Source organism: Sulfuritalea hydrogenivorans sk43H, assembly GCF_000828635.1.
Classification (GTDB): domain Bacteria; phylum Pseudomonadota; class Gammaproteobacteria; order Burkholderiales; family Rhodocyclaceae; genus Sulfuritalea; species Sulfuritalea hydrogenivorans.
The window spans coordinates 25,324-43,540 of the sequence record NZ_AP012547.1 but is presented as its reverse complement, the minus strand read 5'-3'; the positions used below and the strand labels follow the sequence as shown (position 1 = coordinate 43,540).

Annotated in this window: 21 protein-coding genes; 16 read left to right on the top strand and 5 right to left on the bottom strand. The window is 64.0% G+C overall.

Annotated features, from left to right (window positions below; genetic code table 11):
* Positions 1 to 6 precede the first annotated feature (6 nt).
* The 12 genes from SUTH_RS00190 to SUTH_RS00135 all read left to right on the top strand — a co-directional run bounded on the left by SUTH_RS00190 (position 7) and on the right by SUTH_RS00135 (position 10,875).
* Positions 7 to 264, top strand: a complete 258-nt coding sequence (locus SUTH_RS00190) for a type II toxin-antitoxin system Phd/YefM family antitoxin (RefSeq protein WP_041096153.1) — start codon at positions 7 to 9, stop codon at positions 262 to 264.
* Positions 261 to 665, top strand: coding sequence for a type II toxin-antitoxin system VapC family toxin (locus SUTH_RS00185; protein ID WP_041096151.1), 405 nt, complete (start codon positions 261 to 263; stop codon positions 663 to 665). The genes SUTH_RS00190 and SUTH_RS00185 overlap by 4 nt, the downstream gene beginning before the upstream one ends.
* A gap of 32 nt (positions 666 to 697) precedes the next feature.
* Positions 698 to 2,161 carry a caspase family protein gene (locus SUTH_RS18115; protein WP_052472977.1) on the top strand — a complete coding sequence of 488 codons (1,464 nt, stop codon included), beginning with the start codon at positions 698 to 700 and terminating at the stop codon, positions 2,159 to 2,161.
* A gap of 112 nt (positions 2,162 to 2,273) precedes the next feature.
* On the top strand, positions 2,274 to 3,641 hold the full coding sequence (locus SUTH_RS18110) for a caspase family protein (protein WP_171817289.1): 1,368 nt from the start codon (positions 2,274 to 2,276) through the stop codon (positions 3,639 to 3,641).
* Positions 3,642 to 3,713: 72 nt separating this feature from the next.
* Positions 3,714 to 5,216: a polyamine aminopropyltransferase gene (locus SUTH_RS00170; RefSeq protein ID WP_052472975.1), complete on the top strand. Its 1,503-nt coding sequence runs from the start codon at positions 3,714 to 3,716 to the stop codon at positions 5,214 to 5,216.
* Positions 5,216 to 6,814, top strand: coding sequence for an FAD-dependent oxidoreductase (locus SUTH_RS00165; protein WP_041101285.1), 1,599 nt, complete (start codon positions 5,216 to 5,218; stop codon positions 6,812 to 6,814). Before SUTH_RS00170 ends, SUTH_RS00165 begins: the two co-directional genes overlap by 1 nt.
* Complete coding sequence (gene speD / locus SUTH_RS00160) at positions 6,811 to 7,218, top strand: adenosylmethionine decarboxylase (RefSeq protein ID WP_041096144.1); 408 nt, start codon at positions 6,811 to 6,813, stop codon at positions 7,216 to 7,218. The genes SUTH_RS00165 and speD overlap by 4 nt, the downstream gene beginning before the upstream one ends.
* A 32-nt stretch (positions 7,219 to 7,250) precedes the next feature.
* Positions 7,251 to 8,615: a TrpB-like pyridoxal phosphate-dependent enzyme gene (locus tag SUTH_RS00155; RefSeq protein WP_041096142.1), complete on the top strand. Its 1,365-nt coding sequence runs from the start codon at positions 7,251 to 7,253 to the stop codon at positions 8,613 to 8,615.
* Between the two features lie 6 nt (positions 8,616 to 8,621).
* Positions 8,622 to 9,260 (top strand): hypothetical protein, encoded by a 639-nt coding sequence (locus SUTH_RS18105; RefSeq protein WP_052472973.1) that lies wholly within the window; start codon positions 8,622 to 8,624, stop codon positions 9,258 to 9,260.
* Positions 9,261 to 9,265: 5 nt separating this feature from the next.
* Positions 9,266 to 9,880 (top strand): dephospho-CoA kinase, encoded by a 615-nt coding sequence (gene coaE, locus SUTH_RS00145; protein ID WP_041096140.1) that lies wholly within the window; start codon positions 9,266 to 9,268, stop codon positions 9,878 to 9,880.
* Between the two features lie 54 nt (positions 9,881 to 9,934).
* Complete coding sequence (gene zapD / locus SUTH_RS00140) at positions 9,935 to 10,690, top strand: cell division protein ZapD (protein ID WP_041096138.1); 756 nt, start codon at positions 9,935 to 9,937, stop codon at positions 10,688 to 10,690.
* On the top strand, positions 10,678 to 10,875 hold the full coding sequence (locus SUTH_RS00135; RefSeq protein ID WP_041096136.1) for a DNA gyrase inhibitor YacG: 198 nt from the start codon (positions 10,678 to 10,680) through the stop codon (positions 10,873 to 10,875). Before zapD ends, SUTH_RS00135 begins: the two co-directional genes overlap by 13 nt.
* A 3-nt stretch (positions 10,876 to 10,878) precedes the next feature.
* Here SUTH_RS00135 and SUTH_RS00130 read toward each other — a convergent pair whose 3' ends face one another.
* Positions 10,879 to 11,826: a Nudix family hydrolase gene (locus SUTH_RS00130; RefSeq protein WP_041096134.1), complete on the bottom strand. Its 948-nt coding sequence runs from the start codon at positions 11,824 to 11,826 to the stop codon at positions 10,879 to 10,881.
* Positions 11,823 to 12,707 (bottom strand): ATP-binding protein, encoded by an 885-nt coding sequence (locus SUTH_RS00125; RefSeq protein ID WP_171817288.1) that lies wholly within the window; start codon positions 12,705 to 12,707, stop codon positions 11,823 to 11,825. Before SUTH_RS00125 ends, SUTH_RS00130 begins: the two co-directional genes overlap by 4 nt.
* 46 nt (positions 12,708 to 12,753) lie before the next feature.
* Between SUTH_RS00125 and mltA the strand changes: the two genes are divergently transcribed.
* Positions 12,754 to 13,989, top strand: coding sequence for a murein transglycosylase A (gene mltA / locus SUTH_RS00120; protein WP_052472972.1), 1,236 nt, complete (start codon positions 12,754 to 12,756; stop codon positions 13,987 to 13,989).
* Between the two features lie 235 nt (positions 13,990 to 14,224).
* On the top strand, positions 14,225 to 15,427 hold the full coding sequence (locus tag SUTH_RS00115; protein ID WP_041096132.1) for an ammonium transporter: 1,203 nt from the start codon (positions 14,225 to 14,227) through the stop codon (positions 15,425 to 15,427).
* An 18-nt stretch (positions 15,428 to 15,445) separates the two neighbouring features.
* Here SUTH_RS00115 and SUTH_RS00110 read toward each other — a convergent pair whose 3' ends face one another.
* Positions 15,446 to 15,772 carry a helix-turn-helix domain-containing transcriptional regulator gene (locus tag SUTH_RS00110; protein WP_041096130.1) on the bottom strand — a complete coding sequence of 109 codons (327 nt, stop codon included), beginning with the start codon at positions 15,770 to 15,772 and terminating at the stop codon, positions 15,446 to 15,448.
* Entirely contained in the window at positions 15,769 to 16,122 is a 354-nt protein-coding gene (locus SUTH_RS00105; protein WP_041096129.1) for a type II toxin-antitoxin system RelE/ParE family toxin, read from the bottom strand. The genes SUTH_RS00110 and SUTH_RS00105 overlap by 4 nt, the downstream gene beginning before the upstream one ends.
* Before the next feature lie 83 nt (positions 16,123 to 16,205).
* Here SUTH_RS00105 and SUTH_RS00100 point away from each other — a divergent pair, with 83 nt between their 5' ends.
* Both SUTH_RS00100 and SUTH_RS00095 read left to right on the top strand, forming a co-directional pair.
* The gene (locus SUTH_RS00100; protein WP_041096127.1) at positions 16,206 to 16,709 is read left to right on the top strand and encodes a hypothetical protein; all 504 of its coding nucleotides are present in this window, start codon (positions 16,206 to 16,208) and stop codon (positions 16,707 to 16,709) included.
* A gap of 47 nt (positions 16,710 to 16,756) precedes the next feature.
* Positions 16,757 to 17,482, top strand: a complete 726-nt coding sequence (locus SUTH_RS00095; RefSeq protein ID WP_041096125.1) for a DUF2786 domain-containing protein — start codon at positions 16,757 to 16,759, stop codon at positions 17,480 to 17,482.
* A gap of 122 nt (positions 17,483 to 17,604) precedes the next feature.
* Here the strand turns inward: SUTH_RS00095 and SUTH_RS20290 are convergent, their stop codons facing one another.
* Positions 17,605 to 18,009 carry a very short patch repair endonuclease gene (locus SUTH_RS20290; RefSeq protein ID WP_084207512.1) on the bottom strand — a complete coding sequence of 135 codons (405 nt, stop codon included), beginning with the start codon at positions 18,007 to 18,009 and terminating at the stop codon, positions 17,605 to 17,607.
* Between the last annotated feature and the right edge of the window lie 208 nt (positions 18,010 to 18,217).

The following is an 18,217-nucleotide window of genomic DNA, read 5'->3' as shown; positions in this document are numbered from 1 at the left end:
ACTGAAATGACCACTTACGCCGTCAGTGTCACCGAGTTCAAGGCGCATTGCCTCGACGTCATCCGCAAGGTGGAAACGGCGGGCGCGTCCGTCGACCTGCTGCGGCACGGCAAGGTGGTGGCCCGCCTGGTGCCGACGGCGGCCAGCCCGCGCGGACAGGCGGCATGGCTGCGTTTGCGCGGCCAGGGTTCGCTGCTGGCGGCCCCGGAAGAATCGGTCATCGCGGAGAACGACTTTGAAGCCGCGTCGGCTCGCCCGAGATGAAGCCGCCCCTGCTGCTGGACACCCACGTCTGGCTGTGGTGGTTGCTGGGCCAGCCCGAGCTGGCGGCGAAGGAACGCGACGCGCTCGACGCGCTCGCTACCGCGGGAACACCGCCGGGGATTTCCGCCATCAGCCTGTGGGAAGCACAGATGCTGGTTGCCAAGGGACGGCTCAAGATCGATTCGCCCCTGACGCACTGGCTGCGTACCGCCTCGGCCCCCGAGGCCGTCACCGTCCTGCCGCTGGATGTCGAGGTGATCCTTGCGCTGGACGGGCTGCCGGCAGGATTCCACGGCGACCCCGCCGACCGGATCATCGTTGCGACGGCCCGCGCACATCGGCTGCCGCTGGCGACGCGGGACAAGAACATTCGCCGCTCGCGGGCGGCGAAGCTGTGGTGAGAATGCGCTCTTTTACAAAAAGGCTTGCGTCAATGCGCTTCTTCGCCGCTTTTGCAGCGGCTGTCATTTTCCAATCGCTCACCCTGGGCTTGGCGTGGGGACAGGAGATTCTCCAGGCCAATGCTTCGGTACTTCTTCCGCCAAACGCGCCGAACTACCAATGGACCGGTTCAGCATATTCGGATGGCTTCAATGCATCGGTGTATGAGCAAACCATCGATTTCGGGAAGCTGCTCCAAACCGAGCTTCCCCGGCATCTTCTTGGACACGTCTCGAACGTCAACGTGGTCCCCTCAAGGAGTGACAACGCCCGGGATTCCGATCTCTCCATCTGGATCGAGATCGAGAACGTCAGCGCCAAAGTGGAACGGGCATTTGGAGACCACCCCGGAGCTGCGTCAATATCGTTTTCCATCGTGGCAGAAATCGCCGGGAAGGAGGCGTGGCGAAAGCGCCACGTACTGAAGCGGGACTACCTTGTCCCCAAGGGCTCGGCAAAAGGCTTGATGCAAATAACGGAGGCCACCCTGATCGCCCTGTTTTCCGAAGGACTGAAAGGCGCCGTGGATACCGCGTTTCAAGACACGCGTGTTCGCAACGAGCTGATTAGCTATTCAACGAAACAACGTCAGCCGATCGCCGTGTCGCCAGCGCCGACTCTTGTGTCTGCGCCGCCCGCCGAGATATTCCCGACCAAGCCCGTTGCCGTCAGTTTCCCGCGCGGCAAACCCGCCCCCGACGACGTCGCCGTCATCATCGGCAACGCCAACTACAAGGCCACCGCCAAGGACATTCCCGACGTAATTCCGGCCTATGCCGATGCGGAAGGGATGAAGCACTACGCAGTTCAGGCCTTGGGGGTCAAGGAAGAGAACATCATTTTCATCAGGGATGCGCGGCTGGCCGATCTGATTGCCACCTTCGGCAACGACAGCAATCCGAAGGGCAAGCTGTGGAACTGGGTCAAGGCCAAGCGCAGCCAGGTGTTCATCTTCTATTCCGGCCACGGCGCGCCGAGCGGCGATGGCGCGTCGAGCTATCTGGTGCCGGTGGATGCGACAGCCTCCTTGATCGATCTTTCCGGCTATTCGCTGAAGACGCTCTACGCCAACCTGGGCAAGCTGCCAGCCAAGTCGGTGACGGTGATTCTTGAAGCCTGCTTCTCCGGCGCATCGCAGTCCGGCATGCTGGTGAAGAACGCATCGCCGATTTATCAGAAGGCCATGACCGAAATCGTGCCGGCCAACCTGACCGTGATCAGCGCCGGCACGGGCAACCAGATCGCGTCGTGGGAGCAGGACAAGTCGCATGGCTTGTTCACCAAGCATTACCTGCTGGGCATGGCCGGCGCGGCGGACCGAAAGCCCCACGGCAACGGCGACGGCAAGGTGACGAACGAGGAGCTGACGCGCTATCTGGCCGAAACCGTCAGCTACGCCGCGCAGCGCTACTACGGGCGCGAGCAGACGGCGCGGATCGTTACGTCGGGAAAATAGAACGAGCACGAAACTGAACCTGCAAACAACAGTCAATCCGCAGATTTCGCAGATTGCACAGATTAATCTGCGCCAATCTGCGAAATCTGCGGATAACACCGAGGCTATGGGGATGCAACGAATGTTCCGACGCTGGATCGCAAACAGTTGCCTTGTGCTGCTGCTGATGCCGCTGCTCGCCTGGGCCGCCGGCGAGCGTACCCTGGGCGTGACCGGTACCGCCACCGGCAGCAGTGAAAAGCGCGTGGCGCTGGTGATCGGCAACTCGGCCTACAAGACGGCGCCGCTGGCGAACCCGGTCAATGACGCGCGCGCCATGGCGGGCAAGCTGCGCGCGCTCGGCTTCGAGGTGCATGCCTACGAGAACCTCACTCAAAGGGAGATGAACCGCGCGACGACAAAATTCGGCGAGTCGCTCGCAAGCGGCAGCGTCGGCCTGCTGTTCTATGCCGGGCACGGCATGCAAGTGAAGGGGCGCAACTTCCTGATCCCGATCGATGCCGAGATTCGCACCGAAGCATCCGTGCGCAACGAGGCAGTGGATGCGGAGCAGGTGATGGAGCAGATGGACGCGGCGAAGACCGGGCTCAACATCGTGATCCTCGATGCCTGCCGCAACAACCCCTTCGAACGGCGCTTTCGCGGTTCCAGCGGCGGCCTGGCATCGATGGACGCGCCCAAGGGCACGCTGATCGCCTATGCCACCGGGCCGGGCAAGGTGGCCTCGGACGGCGACGGCGCCAACGGCCTGTATACCTCGGAAATCCTCAAGGTGATCGAGGAGCCGGGCCTGCGCATCGAGGACGTGTTCAAGCGCGTGCGCCTCAACGTCGCCCGCGCCACCAACGACGAGCAGCTGCCGTGGGAAACCTCGTCGCTGGTCGGCGATTTCTACTTCAAGCCGGGGCAAGCGCTGCCGGCAGCACCCTCCGGCGCGCCGTCGCCGGCAACCGTCGAGATCGAGGCCATGGAGGAAGAAATGCAGGTCGTGTCCGCCGCGCCCGTCTCCCGCGCAATGGACGGGCAGGGCAGGCAGGCCGCGCTGAAGGTGGGCGACTGGGTGCGCGTGACGGGGCGCATCGCCAGCCTGTCGCGCTATCGCGTCGCGCTGGACAAGGGCGTCGGCTATGTGCCGATGTCAGCGCTCGAAGCGCCGTGGTTCCGGAAGATCGGCCGCCTCTACAAGGGCGTCATCGGCAACAACGTGCGCCAACCCGACGCGGTGGTGACGCGCTTCGACTTCATGAACGGCAAGCTGTTCGGCACCTACACGATCGTCGAGCCCGGCGGCAAGACCGACGGCACGCTGGAAGACTTCCGTGCGCTCGGGCCGGGCAAGGGCAGCTTCAAGTGGAAAGACCCGTACGGTTCGGGCACGCTCGATGTCGAGTTCAAGGGCGATCTGGCGGCGTTTTCCGGAACCTGGAAGGTCAAGGACATGCCGGACCAGGGTGGCAACTGGTCGGGCGCGCGGCAGTAGTCATTTCGGTTCGACGCGGCGGGCCAAACCGCGTTACATTCGCATCACTCCATCACCGCGATCCAAGCGCGCATGCAACGTCCCCTGCTGGTTTCCGTTTTCATCGTCGCCTCCTGCGGGCTGGCCTACGAGCTGATCGCCGGCGCGCTGGCGAGCTACCTGCTGGGCGATTCGGTGATGCAGTTTTCCACCGTGATCGGCGTCTATCTGTTCGCCATGGGCATCGGCTCGTGGCTGTCGAAGCACGTCGGCGGCAACCTTCTGGTGCGCTTCATCCAGATCGAGTTGCTGGTGGGCCTGCTCGGCGGCCTTTCGGCGGGGCTGCTGTTCCTCTTGTTCACGCTGCACGCGGGGCCGTTCCGCTTCACGCTCTACGGACTGGTGCTCTTGATCGGCATCCTGGTCGGCCTCGAAATCCCGCTGATCATGCGCATCCTGAAGCGCGAGGTGGCGTTCAAGGATCTGGTCGCGCAGGTGCTGACTTTCGACTACATCGGCGCGCTGGCGGTGTCGGTGCTGTTCCCGCTGCTGCTGGCGCCGCACCTGGGGCTGGTGCGCAGTGCACTGCTGTTCGGCCTGCTCAACGCGCTGGTCGCGGCCTGGGCGCTGTGGCTGTTCCGCGCCCAGATCGGGCCGATGGTGAGCTTGCGTGTGCAATGCGTCGCGGTGATTGGCTTGCTTGCCGTCGGTTTCGGTTTCGCCGGGCAATTCGTCAGCCTGGCCGAGGCCAACCTCTACAACGAGGACATCGTCCATGCCGAGTCCAGCCCCTACCAGCGCATCGTCGTCACGCGGCTCCGCGACGAGTCGCGGCTTTATCTCAACCACAACCTGCAATTTTCCTCGCGCGACGAATACCGCTACCACGAGGCGCTGGTGCACCCGGGCATGGCCGCCTTGCCCGGCGCGCGCAAAGTGCTGGTGCTGGGCGGCGGCGACGGCATGGCGGTGCGCGAGATCCTCAAGTACCCGCAGGTGGAGAGCATCACGCTGGTCGACCTCGATCCGCGCATGACGGAACTGTTCTCGCAATCGCCCATGCTGCGCGAACTCAACGGCGACGCGCTGGCCTCGAAGAAGCTGACGATCATCAATGCCGACGCCCTGCAATGGCTGGAGCAGACGCAGGAGATGTTCGATTTCGTCGTCGCGGATTTTCCCGATCCGTCCAACCACAGCCTGGGCAAGCTCTACTCGACGGCCTTCTACCGGCTATTGAAACAGCATGTGGCGGAAACCGGGCGCATCGTGGTCCAGGCCACCTCGCCGATGTATGCGCGGGAGAGTTTCTGGACCGTGGTCGCCACGCTCGAAGCCGCCGGCTGGCAGACCGCGCCCTACCACGCACTGGTGCCGAGCTTCGGCGAGTGGGGCTACATCCTCGCCGGCCGGCGTGAGTACAAGTTGCCAGCGACGATTCCGGTGGCAACGCGTTTCATCACCCCGGACGCGCTGCCGGCGCTGTTTCATTTCCCCGTCGACATGGCGCGGGTAGCCGCGGAACCGAATCGCCTCGACAACCAGAACCTTGTTCGTGTGTTCGAGCGGGAGTGGGGCCGGGTGCAGGCGAACTGATGCGTCGACGCGAGTTTCTGGCAGCGGCGTCGGCCGCGGCAACATTGGCGGCCTGCGGTTCGAAGGCCGCGCCACCGCTGCCGCCGGGCACGCTCTCGGGCGCCAACGACGTGCTCGGCCATCGCCTGCGCAAGCCCGATTTCCCGCCACCGAGCGAAACGCGGAAGGTTTCCGTTGCCATCGTCGGCGGCGGCATCGGCGGGCTGTCGGCGGCGTGGAAGCTGTCCCGCTCCGGTTGCGACGATTTCCTGCTGCTGGAAATGGAGAACGAAGCCGGCGGCAATTCGCGCGCCGGCAGGAACGCGGTCTCGGCCCATCCGCTCGGCGCGCACTACCTGCCCCTACCGCCGAGAGAAGCACGCGCCACGCGCCAGTTGCTGGCCGAACTTGGCGTGCTGCAAGGCGACCCGGATGCCGCGCATCCGGCCTACGACGAAAAATACCTGTGCCATGCGCCGCAGGAACGGCTCTACACCAACGGCTATTGGCAGGATGGCTTGTGGCCGACGCTGGGCGTGCCGCAAGCGGAGCGCGCGCAGTACGTCCGCTTCCAGGACCACGTTGCCGAGTTGCGCCAGAAACGCGACGGTGCCGGCCGTCGCGCGTTTTCCCTGCCGCTGGCGCTGTCGAGCCGCGATCCGAAACGGCTGGCGCTGGACCGCGTCACCCTGCGCGACTGGCTGCTGACAGAGGGCTACACCGCGCCAGGCCTGCACTGGCTGGCCGACTACGCCTGCCGCGACGATTACGGCACGAGTGCCGCGCAGACCTCGGCCTGGGCCGGACTGCACTACTTCGCCTGCCGCGATGGCGAAGGCCAGGTGCTCACGGCGCCGGAGGGCAACGCCTGGCTGGCGCGTGGGCTGGCGCGGGCGAGCGCGGGCCGGACGCAGCCGAACGCATTGGTGTTCCGCGTCGAGCAGGGCAGGAAGGAAACCGTCTGCGATGTCTACCTCGCCGCCGAAAATCGCAGCATTCGCATCGTCAGTCGCGAACTGATCTGGGCCGCGCCGCTGTTCCTGATCCCGCATGTGTTCGCCGCGCCGCGCCCCGAATGGCTGGCCGCCATCAAGGGCGCCGACTACGCGCCGTGGGTCGTGGCGAACCTCACGCTGTCGTCCGCGCCGCAAACCCGCGCCGGCCATCCGCTGGCCTGGGACAACGTGCTGCACGACAGCGCGGCGCTGGGCTACGTGGTGGCCACCCATCAGCAGCTGCGCTACGCGCCGGGGCCGACCGTGATCACCTGGTACCGGGCGCTGCATGAAGAATCGGCGTCCCGCCGGCGCCGACTCTTGCAGGACAGGAACGAATGGGCCGCCGAGGTGCTGGCCGACCTCTCGGTGCCGCACCCGGAGATCCGCGAGTTGACCACGCGCATCGACATCCACCGCCACGCCCATGCCATGATCCGCCCGCTACCCGGCCGCTTGTGGGACGGCACGCGCGGCAGCTTCGAGCAGGGCAGGGCAGGCATCCAGTTCGCCCATGCCGATGTCTCCGGCCTGTCGCTGTTCGAGGAGGCAAATTTTCGCGGCGTGCTGGCCGCCGAGCGCACGCTGGCCCGGCTCGGCGTATCCTATGCGTCCTCGCTATGAACGGCCTCCATATCCTTGCCGATTTCCACGCCTGCGAAGGCGAACGGCGCCTGCTGCTCGATGCGCAGGCGCTGGCCGATCTGTGCCGCCGCGCCTGCGCCAAAGGCGGACTGGTGGTCGTCACCGAAGCCTTCCACCAGTTCCCCGCCGCCGGCGCCACCGGCGCGCTGGTGCTGGCTGAATCGCATCTGGCGATCCACACCTGGCCGGAGCTCGATGCGGTCACGCTCGATCTTTACGTCTGCAACTATAGTCAGGATAATCGCGCTGCCGCGGAAGCCGCCTACGACGTCCTGCGCGGCGAATTGAAGCCGCTGAGGATCAAGCGCCGCGACGTCATTCGCGGCGGCCTTGCCGGGCATGATGCCGACGCCGTCACCAACACCGAATCCGCATTACCGTAAGCACCCATATCAAAAACTTCAGGGAGAAACCCATGAGCCAGACCCGCATCGTTCTCGACCAAAGCGAAATCCCGACCCACTGGTACAACATCGCCGCCGACCTGAAGAACCCGCCGTCGCCGCCGCTCGGGCCCGATGGCAAGCCGGTCGGCCCGGAGCAGATGCTGGCGATTTTCCCCGGCCCGATCCTGGAACAGGAAATGTCGGCCGAGCGCTGGATCAAGATTCCCGACGAAGTGCGCCAGATCTACGCGCTGTGGCGCCCGAGCCCGCTGTGCCGCGCGGTGCGGCTGGAGCAGATGCTGGGCACGCCGGCCAAGATTTTCTACAAATACGAAGGCGTCTCGCCGTCCGGCTCGCACAAGCCCAACTCGGCGGTGCCGCAGGCCTACCTCAACAAGATCGCCGGCACCCAGCAGCTGCTGACCGAAACCGGCGCCGGCCAGTGGGGCTCGTCGCTGGCCTTCGCCGGCCAGATGTTCGGCCTGCCGGTGAAGATCTTCATGGTCAAGGTCAGCTACGACCAAAAACCCTATCGCCGCCTGATGATGCAGACCTTCGGCGGTGAAGTCGTCGCCAGCCCCTCCAACCAGACCAAGACCGGCCGCGACATCCTGGCGGCCGACCCGGACAACCAGGGCAGCCTCGGCATCGCCATTTCCGAAGCGGTGGAAGCCACGGTGACGACGCCAGGCAGCAAGTACACCCTGGGCTCGGTGCTCAACCATGTGCTGCTGCACCAGACCATCGTCGGCCAGGAAGCCAAGAAGCAGTTCGAGAAATTCGGCGAGTATCCGGACATGATCTTCGCCCCTTGCGGCGGCGGCAGCAATTTCGCCGGCGTCAGCTTCCCCTTCCTCGGCGATGCCGCGGCGGGCGACAAGCGCGCGCAGAAGATCCGCTTCGTCGCGGTCGAGCCGGCCTCCTGCCCGACGCTGACCAAGGGCGTCTATGCCTACGACTATGGCGACGCCACCGGTTTCACCCCGCTGATGAAGATGTATACGCTGGGCCACGACTTCATGCCGCCGGGCATCCATGCCGGCGGCCTGCGCTATCACGGCGATTCGCCGCTGGTCTCGCAGTTGTACAACGAAAAGTTGATCGAGGCCGTCGCCGTGCCGCAGACCGCCACCTTCGAAGCCGGCGTGATGTTCGCCCGCGCCGAGGGCATCATCCCGGCGCCCGAATCCGCCCACGGCATCCGCGCCTGCATCGACGAAGCCCTGCGCTGCAAGGCCAGCGGCGAGCCGAAGACGCTGTTCTTCAACCTCTCCGGTCACGGCCACTTCGACATGACCGCCTACGAAAGCTACTTCGGCGGCAAGCTGCAGGACTTCGAGTACCCGGCCGAAGCCATCCAGGCTTCGCTGGCAAGACTGCCGAAAGTCGGCTGAGGAGGCGTGGCCATCCGGCTGTTCTTCTTTCTGCTGGTCTTTGCCAACCTGCTTTTCTTCGCCTGGGCGCAGGGCTACTTTGGCGCATCCGACGAAGGCCACGAACCGCAGCGACTCGCGCAGCAATTGCATCCCGAGAAGCTGCGCATCGTGCACGAGGGGCAGGCACCGGGACCCGCGGCAAAGAAGGAAGCCGCGGCCTGCCGCGTGGTCAACGGCCTGACCACGGCCGATGCCGAAACGCTGAAAACCGCCCTCGAAGCCGCCGGCAGCGAAGCGGCCGTTTCGCCGCTGGCGGAACCGGCGCTCCATCTGGTCGTCATCACCGATCTTGCCAACAAGGCGACGGCCGACAAAAAGGCCGCCGAGCTGACCCGCTTTGGAGTGCAGGAACAAACTGCCGTGGCACTGGAGGGTGGCCGCCACGAGATCATCCTCGGTCGCTTCGACAACGAAGCCGGGGCGACTGCTTTCCTGCAGGGACTGACCAAACGCGGCATCAAGTCGGCGCGCATCGATCGCCGCGAACAAGCCGCGGTGAAAGCCCGGGTCGAAACGCACGGCCCGGCATCGACGCTGTTGCAGCAGTTGCCGAAACTGATCGAGCCCTACGCCGATGCTGTCATCGGCGAGTGCGTGCCGTAAGCGCGATGCCCTATGTGGTCGGACTCACCGGCGGCATCGGCAGCGGCAAGAGCGCCGTCGCCGATCTGTTCGCACAACGCGGCATCACGGTGGTCGACACCGACGCCATCGCCCACGCCCTGACGGCGCCGGGGGGCGCGGCAATGCCCGCGCTTCGCGCCGAATTCGGCGACACGGTGGCAAACGCCGACGGCGCGCTGGACAGGGCGGCGATGCGCGCCATGGTCTTTGCCGACCCGGCGGCGCGCAAGCGCCTGGAAGCCATCCTGCATCCGCTGATTCGCGCCGAAAGCGAACGCCAGCTGCTGCAGCGCCCGGCCGAATCGGCCTATGCCATCCTGATGGTGCCGCTGCTGGTCGAGTCCGGCGATTACCGCAAGCGGGTGAACCGGATTGCCGTGGTCGATTGCGCGGAAAACACGCAGATCGAGCGCGTCATGAGCCGCAACGGCCTGGCCAGGAGCGAAATCGAACGCATCCTTGCGGCGCAGGCAACGCGGGCCGAACGCCTGGCCGCGGCCGACGATGTCATCGACAACGACGGTGCGCTCGCCGCCTTGCCGCCGCAGATAGAGCGACTGCATGGCCGTTACCTAGAACTTTCGCATTATGTCAGTTGAGGTTTGCACCGAATTGGGTCACAATCTGGCGAATTTTCTCCATCCGGCTGGCGTGTGATTACCTACGAATATCCTCTCAGCGAGCGCGTTCGGACACTATTGCGACTCGAAGATCTGTTCGACAAGATCACTCATTTCGCCAGCGCCGAAGGCCCGTTGGAGCACCACGTCGCGCTGGTCACGCTGTTCGAGATCCTCGAAGTCGCCGGCCGCGCCGAACTGAAATTCGATCTGGTGCAGGAGCTCGAACGCCAGCGCCAGATCCTGCTGTCCTTCCGCAACAACCCCGAGATTTCCGAAGACGCCCTCTCCGGCGCGCTCTACGAAATCGAGCAGGCCAGTTCGCTGCTGCTCGCCATGCACGGCAAGATCGGCCACTATCTGCGCGAAAACGAATGGCTGATGACCATCAAGAACCGCGCCGCGATTCCCGGCGGCGTCTGCGAGTTCGATCTGCCGGGCTACCACTACTGGCGGCACCGCGATCCGGCGCTGCGCCAGCAGGACATTCGCGGCTGGATTGCGCCGATGCTGCCGATCCGCGACGGCCTCGCGATCGTCTTGCGCCTGCTGCGGGCCTCGGGCCGCACCGAGCAGAAGACCGCCCAGCGCGGCGCCTTTCAGCTCATGCTCAGCGGCCGCAGCGCGCAACTGATCCGCCTCAAGACCAGCCAGGGCGAGCCCTGCCTGCCGGAAATTTCGGCCGGCAAGTTCGCCATCAACATCCGCTTCCTGCGGCCGGACATGGATCAGCGTCCGCGACAGATTGACTCGACGGTCGACTTCGAACTCACGCTGTGCAATCTGTAAGTCCCGCTGCGCACCGCGTCGTCGCCTGCCCGAAATGCGGGGCGGATGTCGAATGGGTTGCCGAAAATCGCTACCGGCCTTTTTGCTCGGCGCGCTGCAAGGGCATTGATTTCGTTGCCTGGGCGACCGACAGCTATCGCATCGAGGCGACGGAAGAGCCGAAGCCGGAAGATCAATCGGAGTAAGGTTCAGCCTTCCCACGCGGCGCGAATCGCCGCGATGCCGTGGGCGCCGGCGCGTTGCGCAGCATCGCAATCCGCCCGCGACAGCCCGCCGAGGGCGAAAGTCGGCAGTGGCGGCACGGCGAGCGCAGCAGCGAAATTGTCCCAGCCGATTCCCGCAATGCCCGGATGGGTCGCGGTCGCCCGTACCGGGCCGAATACCGCGAAGTCGCAACCCAATTCGGCTGCCCGTTCCAGTTCCGCCGTCGAATGGCAGGAGGCCGCGACCAGCGGCAAGTCCGGCCGCAGGGTTTGCGCCGCCAGCTGCACGGCGGGCAGGTGCACGCCATCCGCTCCGGCGGCTTCGGCCAAGGCAAGATCGCCATTGACCAGAACGCGCGCACCGTATTGGTGGCAAAGGTCCACCGCCGCATGGACGAAGGCGGCGCGGCGCGGCGCATCGAGCTTGGGCTCGCGCAGCTGCACCAGCTTCAGGCCGCCTTCCAGCGCGTGCGCCAGCGCCAGCAACTGCGCGTCGATGCCGATCTCGCCGGCATGGGTGATGGCGTAGAAATCCGGCAGGGCCAGCGCGGCCAGTACCGGCGCATTGGCCGGCAGCATCGGCGAAACCGTGAGGCCGTCGGCGCGCTGCCAGGCCAGCGCGCTATGCACGTGGTCGTGCAGCTCGCCATGCCATTCGCGCACGCGAAAGAAATTGAGCCGGACATGGGCGTGCTCATAGACATGCTGGCGGCGCAGCCAGGGATCGGCGCGCACGACCTCGATGCCCAGTTCCTCGCGCAGCTCGCGCACCAGCGCGTCATGCGGCGTTTCGCCGGCCTCGACCTTGCCGCCGGGGAATTCCCAGAAGCCGGGGTAGAAAGTTCCCGGCGCACGCTGCCCCAACAAAAACTCGGTGATGCCATCCGCGCCGCGTTGTTCGATGACGGCGGCAGCGACTTCGGTCAGCTTCACTTCTTCGATTTGGAATGGCGCCCGGCATAGTCGCGGGCGAACTGCCAGGCGACGCGGCCGCTGCGCGAACCGCGCATCAGCGTCCATTGCAGGGCCTCGCCACGCGCCGCGGCGATCTGCGCTTCCGACATGCCGAACTCGCCCAGCCAGTGGGCACAGATCTCGAGGTAGTGATCCTGGCCGAAGGGATAGAAGGACAGCCAGAGGCCGAAGCGCTCCGACAGCGACACCTTCTCCTCGGTAGTCTCGCCGGGATGGATGTCGCCATCGGCGTTGTATTTGGTTTCGAGGTTCTCCGACATCTTTTCCGGCATCAGGTGACGACGGTTGGAGGTCGCGTACACCAGCAGGTTGTCGGGCATGCCGGTGATGGAACCGTCGAGGATGCTCTTCATCGCCTTGTAGCCGGGCTCGCCCGATTCGAAGGAGAGGTCGTCGCAGAAGATGATGAAGCGTTCGCGGCGGCCGGCGATCAGGTCGACGATTTCCGGCAGGTGTACCAGATCATCCTTGTCGACTTCGATCAGGCGCAGTCCCTTGGCGGCGAACTGGTTCAGCACGGCCTTGACCAGCGAACTCTTGCCGGTGCCGCGCGCGCCGGTCAGCAACACGTTGTTGGCGCTGCGCTTGTTCACGAACTGTTTGGTGTTCTGCGCGATGCGCTGCTTCTGGTCGTCGACGCCCTGCAAGTCCTCGAAGCGGATGCGGTGCGGTTGTTTCACCGCCTCGAGCCAGCCGCGTCCCGCACGGGTGCGCCAGCGGAAAGCCGGGGCCGACCAGTCGGGCGCCGGCAAGGGGGGCGGCAGGACAGCTTCGATGCGATCGAACAGCGCATCGAGGCGATTCATCAATGGCGCCAGGGCGCGGGTCAGGTCGGACATCGGTTAAGCTTGCGGGCTCTTGAAAGCATGGCACTTTAGCAGATTCATGTTTCGATACTTCCCCGCCCTGATTGTCCTGCTGGCGCTGTTGACCATGGCCGGCTGTGCCCCGCTCGCCGTCCCGCCAGCGCCGACTGCTGCATCCTGCCCCGCATCCGCCGCCTGTCCGGTGTGTCCGCTGTGCCCACCCGTGGTGCCGCCCAAGCCTGCCGAAAGGCCGTTGCAGGAAGCCGACTGGAACGAGCTGCCGGGCTGGAACGACGATGATCCGGGCATCGTGTTCGGTGCCTTGCTCGCCAGTTGTCGCAGCCTCGAGCGGCAAGCGCAGTGGCAGCCGGTCTGCACTTCCGCGCGCAGCGTCGAGGACAAATCCGCAACCGCCCTGCGCGCATGGTTCGAGGCGCAATTCCGCCCCTGGGCGCTGGTCAATCCCGACGGCTCGCGCACGGGCCTCATCACCGGCTATTACGAGCCGATCCTCAAGGGCAGCCGCCAGCAAAGTCGCGGCTATGCCCACCCGGTGTTCGGCCCGCCCGAGGACATGATCGTCGTCGAACTGGCCGAGCTTTACCCCGAGCTCAAGCACCTGCGCCTGCGCGGACGAGTCGAAGGGCGCAAGCTGGTTCCCTACTACTCCCGTGCCGAATGGACTCCGCAGGAGAGCAAGCGCTCACCGGAGGCCTTGCTGTGGATAGACGATGCCATCGATCTGTTCTTCATGCAGATCCAGGGCTCGGGCCAGGTGCAGCTCGCCGATGGCAGCCGCGTGCGCCTGAATTACGCCGACCAGAACGGACACCCGTATCGCTCGATCGGCCGCTGGCTGATCGAGCGCGGCGAACTCAAGGCCGAGCAAGCCTCGATGCAGGGCATCAAGGCCTGGGCGAAAGCCAACCCCGCCCGACTGGCGGAACTGCTCAACGCCAACCCGAGCCTGGTGTTCTTCCGCGAGCTGCCGGTCGAAGGCAGCGGGCCGCAAGGCGCCATGGGCCTCGCCCTGACGCCGGAACGCTCGCTGGCGATCGATCCTCGGCATGTACCGCTCGGTGCGCCGATATGGCTCGCAACGACAAGACCGAACAGCGAGCAAGCACTCACTCGATTAATGCTGGGACAAGATACCGGCGGTGCCATTCGCGGCGTGGTCCGCGCCGATTTCTACTGGGGCAGCGGCAGTGACGCCGGCAACCAGGCCGGGAAAATGCGCCAGCAGGGGCGCATGTGGGTGCTGATGCCGCGCGGCTACGAGCCGCCCACCGGGGCGAACAGCGCACCAAAATAGCCGCCCGCGCGCTTCAAGCGCCGTAGCGGACTCTGTCTGCCGGGAATGCCGCTTCGCGGGCCGGCAAGCGCCGACTCTCACCATCGCGGTGCAAAGCTTGCGCTGATCGCACCACAAAGGTGCGCTATGCTGTGTTCCGCGGGACGATCCTCTTGATTTATCACTGATTTATTGGCAGGAATGGTCATTGCTTTCATGCTTTCCATTCGTGCCTTTGGCCTTTGGGAGCACCACAATGGAGAATTTCAAGACATCCGCCGACGTACTGTTCATTCTGCTCGGCGCCATCATGATCCTGGCCATGCATGCCGGCTTTGCCTTTCTGGAACTGGGCACGGTGCGCAAGAAGAACCAGATCAATGCGCTGGTCAAGATCCTCTGCGACTTCGCGGTATCGACCCTGGCCTACTTCTTCATCGGCTACGGCATCGCCTACGGCGTGAATTTCCTCGCGGGCGCCGAAACCCTGGTGCAGAAGAGCGGCTACGACATGGTCAAGTTCTTCTTCCTGCTGACCTTCGCCGCCGCGATCCCGGCCATCGTCTCCGGCGGCATCGCCGAGCGCGCGCGCTTCGGCCCGCAACTGGCCGCCACCTTCCTGCTGGTCGGCTTCGTCTATCCCTTCTTCGAGGGCATCGCCTGGAATCAGGCCTTCGGCATCCAGGCCTGGTTCAAGGCCGGCTTCGGCGAAGAGTTCCACGACTTCGCCGGCTCGGTGGTGGTGCACGCCGTCGGCGGCTGGATCGGGCTGGCCGCCGTAATCCTGCTCGGCGCGCGGCGCGGCCGCTACCACAAGGACGGCGGCGTCTCGGCGCATCCGCCGTCCTCCATCCCCTTCCTCGCGCTCGGCGCCTGGATCCTGATCGTCGGCTGGTTCGGCTTCAACGTCATGAGCGCGCAGACGCTGGACAAGGTCTCCGGCCTCGTCGCCATGAACTCGCTGATGGCCATGGTCGGCGGCACGCTGGTGGCGCTGGTGGTCGGCAAGAACGACCCCGGCTTCGTGCATAACGGCCCGCTGGCCGGCCTCGTCGCCGTCTGCGCCGGCTCGGACCTGATGCATCCGCTGGGCGCGCTGATCACCGGCGGCGTTGCCGGCGGCCTCTTCGTCTATATGTTCACGCTGACGCAGAACCGCTGGAAGATCGACGACGTGCTCGGCGTCTGGCCGCTGCACGGCCTCTGCGGCGCCTGGGGCGGCATCGCCGCCGGCATCTTCGGCGCAAAAAGTCTGGGCGGGCTGGGCGGCGTCGCCTTCATGAGCCAGCTCGCCGGCACCGCGCTCGGCATCGCCATCGCCTTCGGCGGCGGCCTGCTGGTCTATGGCGCGCTGAAAGCCTTCGTTGGCATCCGCCTCGATGCGGAAGACGAATTCAACGGCACCGATCTGACCATCCACAAGATATCGGCGAGTGCGGAGCGGGAGACGCTCTGGTAGCTTGTCAGTTGGCTGGAATCAAGAGGCCGTTTCGACAACTCGCACATCGAACGTCACATTGAGCCAGTTCCGGACTGCGCCAAAGATAGCGGCCAGGTTGTCCATGCTCGGGTTGCCCTTTCGCGACAGCATGCGATGCAGGCTCTTGCTGGGTTTGTGCGTCAGTTCGGCAAGATTTTCGAATCCAACCGTCGCATTCACGAGGTCGCGGAGAATGAGGCGAGCGGCATCAGGTTCGCCACTCAGAAAAAGCGTGGCAGCTTCATCGAGAAGCGCCTTGGCGAAGTCCGGATCGCGCTCAACGCGCTCAACGACAGTCTGTTTGAAATCGCGGGTCAGCGTCATGACTTCTTTCCTTTCCTGGCGATGGCGAGAATTTTCTTCCTCGCCTTGTATTCATCGTGCAGTGCCACGGCCTGATCGATGGCTTTTTGCTGCGCTTTCTTGGTGCTGCCGCCGAACAGGATAATCAGCGCCTCCCCGTCTTTGGCGAGGTAGATGCGATAGCCAGATCCCCAATCGATTTTGTACTCACCGATTCCCCGGAACCAATTCACGTTCGATGTATTACCAAGCTCGAGCCGCGTCTTGGCCACGGTTACCTTGGCAGCAGCCTGTGCATCCAGTCCGTCAAACCATGCCTTGTACGGACTGGCGCCGTCTTCCCGGATGTATTCTTCGAGCTTGATCTTCACGGCTTATGGTAACACCTACGTTACCATGCGACAAGGATTTTCAACCAGGTTCCGCACCAGATGGCCGGACCTAAAATGCGCCCATGACAACGAAAACAACGAACGAAGCCATCGAGGCGGATAAACCCGATCTGATCCAGGAAGCGAGGTTTTGGCGCAACAACGGCTGGACCGCGCGCGTGGTCAAGAACGAAGACGACGAGGGATGGGCCGTCGAGATGATCCTGGATGGCGAGTCCGAGCCGGCCCTGGTCGGCCCTTGGACCATGGGGCGCGACAAGAAGAACCCTAAGCCGCTCGATACCTTGGCATTCAACACCCTCGTCAAGACGGCCAGCGAATTCCGGCAGCGTCAGGTGCAGCAGCTTCACGCCACGCTCCACCAGAACATCACGATCAACGCGGCATCCGGGCGAATCAGCGTCACGCTCGACATCGTGCCCGACGAAGATGATCCGCACGCCTTGCTTGCCGCCCACGATGCCGCCGGCGAAGAACTCGCCCGGGTCCGCGTGGCCAGCGGATTCAAGCTCAACAAAGCCAGTGCGAGCGCATGGATCGATGCCGGATTTCGCAGGCCTGAATAAGGCGCCTGCGGCAATGTCGCCCACGCCCGGCATTGCGTCGAAGGACCATGGATAAAGAGCAGGCGATACGCAAAGCGCAAAAGCTGATGGCCGTCGCCATGGACGGCCGCGGCAATGACCACGAAGCCGAGCGCGCCCTGGCCCAGGCCGAAACGCTGATGCGGAAATTCGGCATCGAGCAGGCCGAGATCGCCAGCACCAAGGCGGCGACCGATTTCGATTGGGCCGAGGCCTTTCACGCCTACGGCCCGCCGAAGAATCCCGCCAAGAGTTGCCCGCGGTGGTTTCAATTCATCAGTACCGGCGTCGCCAATTTCACCGACACCATCGTGCGCCTGCACTACGATCCGGCGCTCGGCTATGGCGTCGGCTTCTATGGCGACCGGGCCGACACCCTGTTTGCCCAGTGGCTGGTGGGATACCTCAAAGCCAGTGTCTGGGAGGCCCTGAATGCCGCGCACAGGCAGCATCCCGAATGGAACCGGAGTGACATGGAGGATTTCCGCAAGGCCATGGCCGCTCGCATTTCTTCCCGGATGCGCGACTTGCGCCAGGAGCGCGATGCCGAGTTCGCCGCCGCCGCCACCAGCCAGGGAACCGGCGTGGCGCTGGTGCTCCTCACCGACAAACTGGCAAAGCGCGATGCGGAATTCGGTTCCCCGAAATACAAGCACTCGCGCATTACCGTGCGCGACCAGATGGCGGCGCACAAGGGCAGCCTGGCGGGTGATCAGGTTGGGTTCGCGAAACCGATCGAAAGTGACCTGCCCTGATATTTTCGGAGCAGCCTGATCTGTAAATAATGGCTCATCCTATGAGCCTCTAGTGTAATAGGCTCTCTAAAATCAATTTAACAAAGGCCACGGAAGTCATCGAGGGTGGCGCTAGCAAACATTCATCTCGGCTGGGGATGCAGAAGCACTTTCCGCTTATGCACTTCGTTGTAAATTCGTTTCACGCACCTATCCAGTCGATGTTCTATGTCTTCGTCCCAAAATCGCAAAACCTTCCAACCATCCGCCTTGAGGGCCTGATCAACGTGGCGGTCCCTTGCAATGTTGCAATTGATCTTATTTAGCCAGAACGCCTTATTTGTCCGTAGGCGCTTTTCAAGGCTACGCATATCTCGACCATGCCAGAAAGAACTGTCACAAAATACGGCAACCTTTATACCCACGAATGCGATATCTGGTCTCCCAGCAGCATGTCGATAATTTTTCCTGTACCTCAACCCGGTTGCATACAGTGCATGACGTAGGATCACTTCGATGCCAGTTTCCGTCGACCGAATCCGGGACATTCGGTAGCTGACCGCTGGATCAACCAGCTTCGATTTTGACTTTTTCACCTTCAATTGCATTAACACCTTGGTCGGATAACGCTAATTATTTTCACAAGACCGCTTCTGATACCTAAATGTACCCACACATCGCCTAGTATCGTGCCTAAAGGCGATGGTGGTAGTATTCGACGAACATCGCGTAATGACAAGTAGATTGGAGCGACGA

Excerpts from the sequence above, each read along its gene's own strand:
- SUTH_RS00110 (WP_041096130.1), bottom strand. The coding sequence starts at position 15,772 with ATGACGCTGACCCGCGATTTCAAACAGACTGTCGTTGAGCGCGTTGAG.
- SUTH_RS00125 (WP_171817288.1), bottom strand. The coding sequence starts at position 12,707 with ATGTCCGACCTGACCCGCGCCCTGGCGCCATTGATGAATCGCCTCGAT.
- SUTH_RS00165 (WP_041101285.1), top strand. The coding sequence starts at position 5,216 with ATGCGTCGACGCGAGTTTCTGGCAGCGGCGTCGGCCGCGGCAACATTG.
- SUTH_RS00190 (WP_041096153.1), top strand. The coding sequence starts at position 7 with ATGACCACTTACGCCGTCAGTGTCACCGAGTTCAAGGCGCATTGCCTC.
- SUTH_RS00095 (WP_041096125.1), top strand. The coding sequence starts at position 16,757 with ATGGATAAAGAGCAGGCGATACGCAAAGCGCAAAAGCTGATGGCCGTC.
- speD (WP_041096144.1), top strand. The coding sequence starts at position 6,811 with ATGAACGGCCTCCATATCCTTGCCGATTTCCACGCCTGCGAAGGCGAA.
- SUTH_RS00170 (WP_052472975.1), top strand. The coding sequence starts at position 3,714 with ATGCAACGTCCCCTGCTGGTTTCCGTTTTCATCGTCGCCTCCTGCGGG.
- SUTH_RS00100 (WP_041096127.1), top strand. The coding sequence starts at position 16,206 with ATGACAACGAAAACAACGAACGAAGCCATCGAGGCGGATAAACCCGAT.
- SUTH_RS20290 (WP_084207512.1), bottom strand. The coding sequence starts at position 18,009 with ATGTCCCGGATTCGGTCGACGGAAACTGGCATCGAAGTGATCCTACGT.
- SUTH_RS18115 (WP_052472977.1), top strand. The coding sequence starts at position 698 with ATGCGCTTCTTCGCCGCTTTTGCAGCGGCTGTCATTTTCCAATCGCTC.
- SUTH_RS00115 (WP_041096132.1), top strand. The coding sequence starts at position 14,225 with ATGGAGAATTTCAAGACATCCGCCGACGTACTGTTCATTCTGCTCGGC.
- mltA (WP_052472972.1), top strand. The coding sequence starts at position 12,754 with ATGTTTCGATACTTCCCCGCCCTGATTGTCCTGCTGGCGCTGTTGACC.
- SUTH_RS00155 (WP_041096142.1), top strand. The coding sequence starts at position 7,251 with ATGAGCCAGACCCGCATCGTTCTCGACCAAAGCGAAATCCCGACCCAC.
- SUTH_RS00185 (WP_041096151.1), top strand. The coding sequence starts at position 261 with ATGAAGCCGCCCCTGCTGCTGGACACCCACGTCTGGCTGTGGTGGTTG.
- SUTH_RS18110 (WP_171817289.1), top strand. The coding sequence starts at position 2,274 with ATGCAACGAATGTTCCGACGCTGGATCGCAAACAGTTGCCTTGTGCTG.
- coaE (WP_041096140.1), top strand. The coding sequence starts at position 9,266 with ATGCCCTATGTGGTCGGACTCACCGGCGGCATCGGCAGCGGCAAGAGC.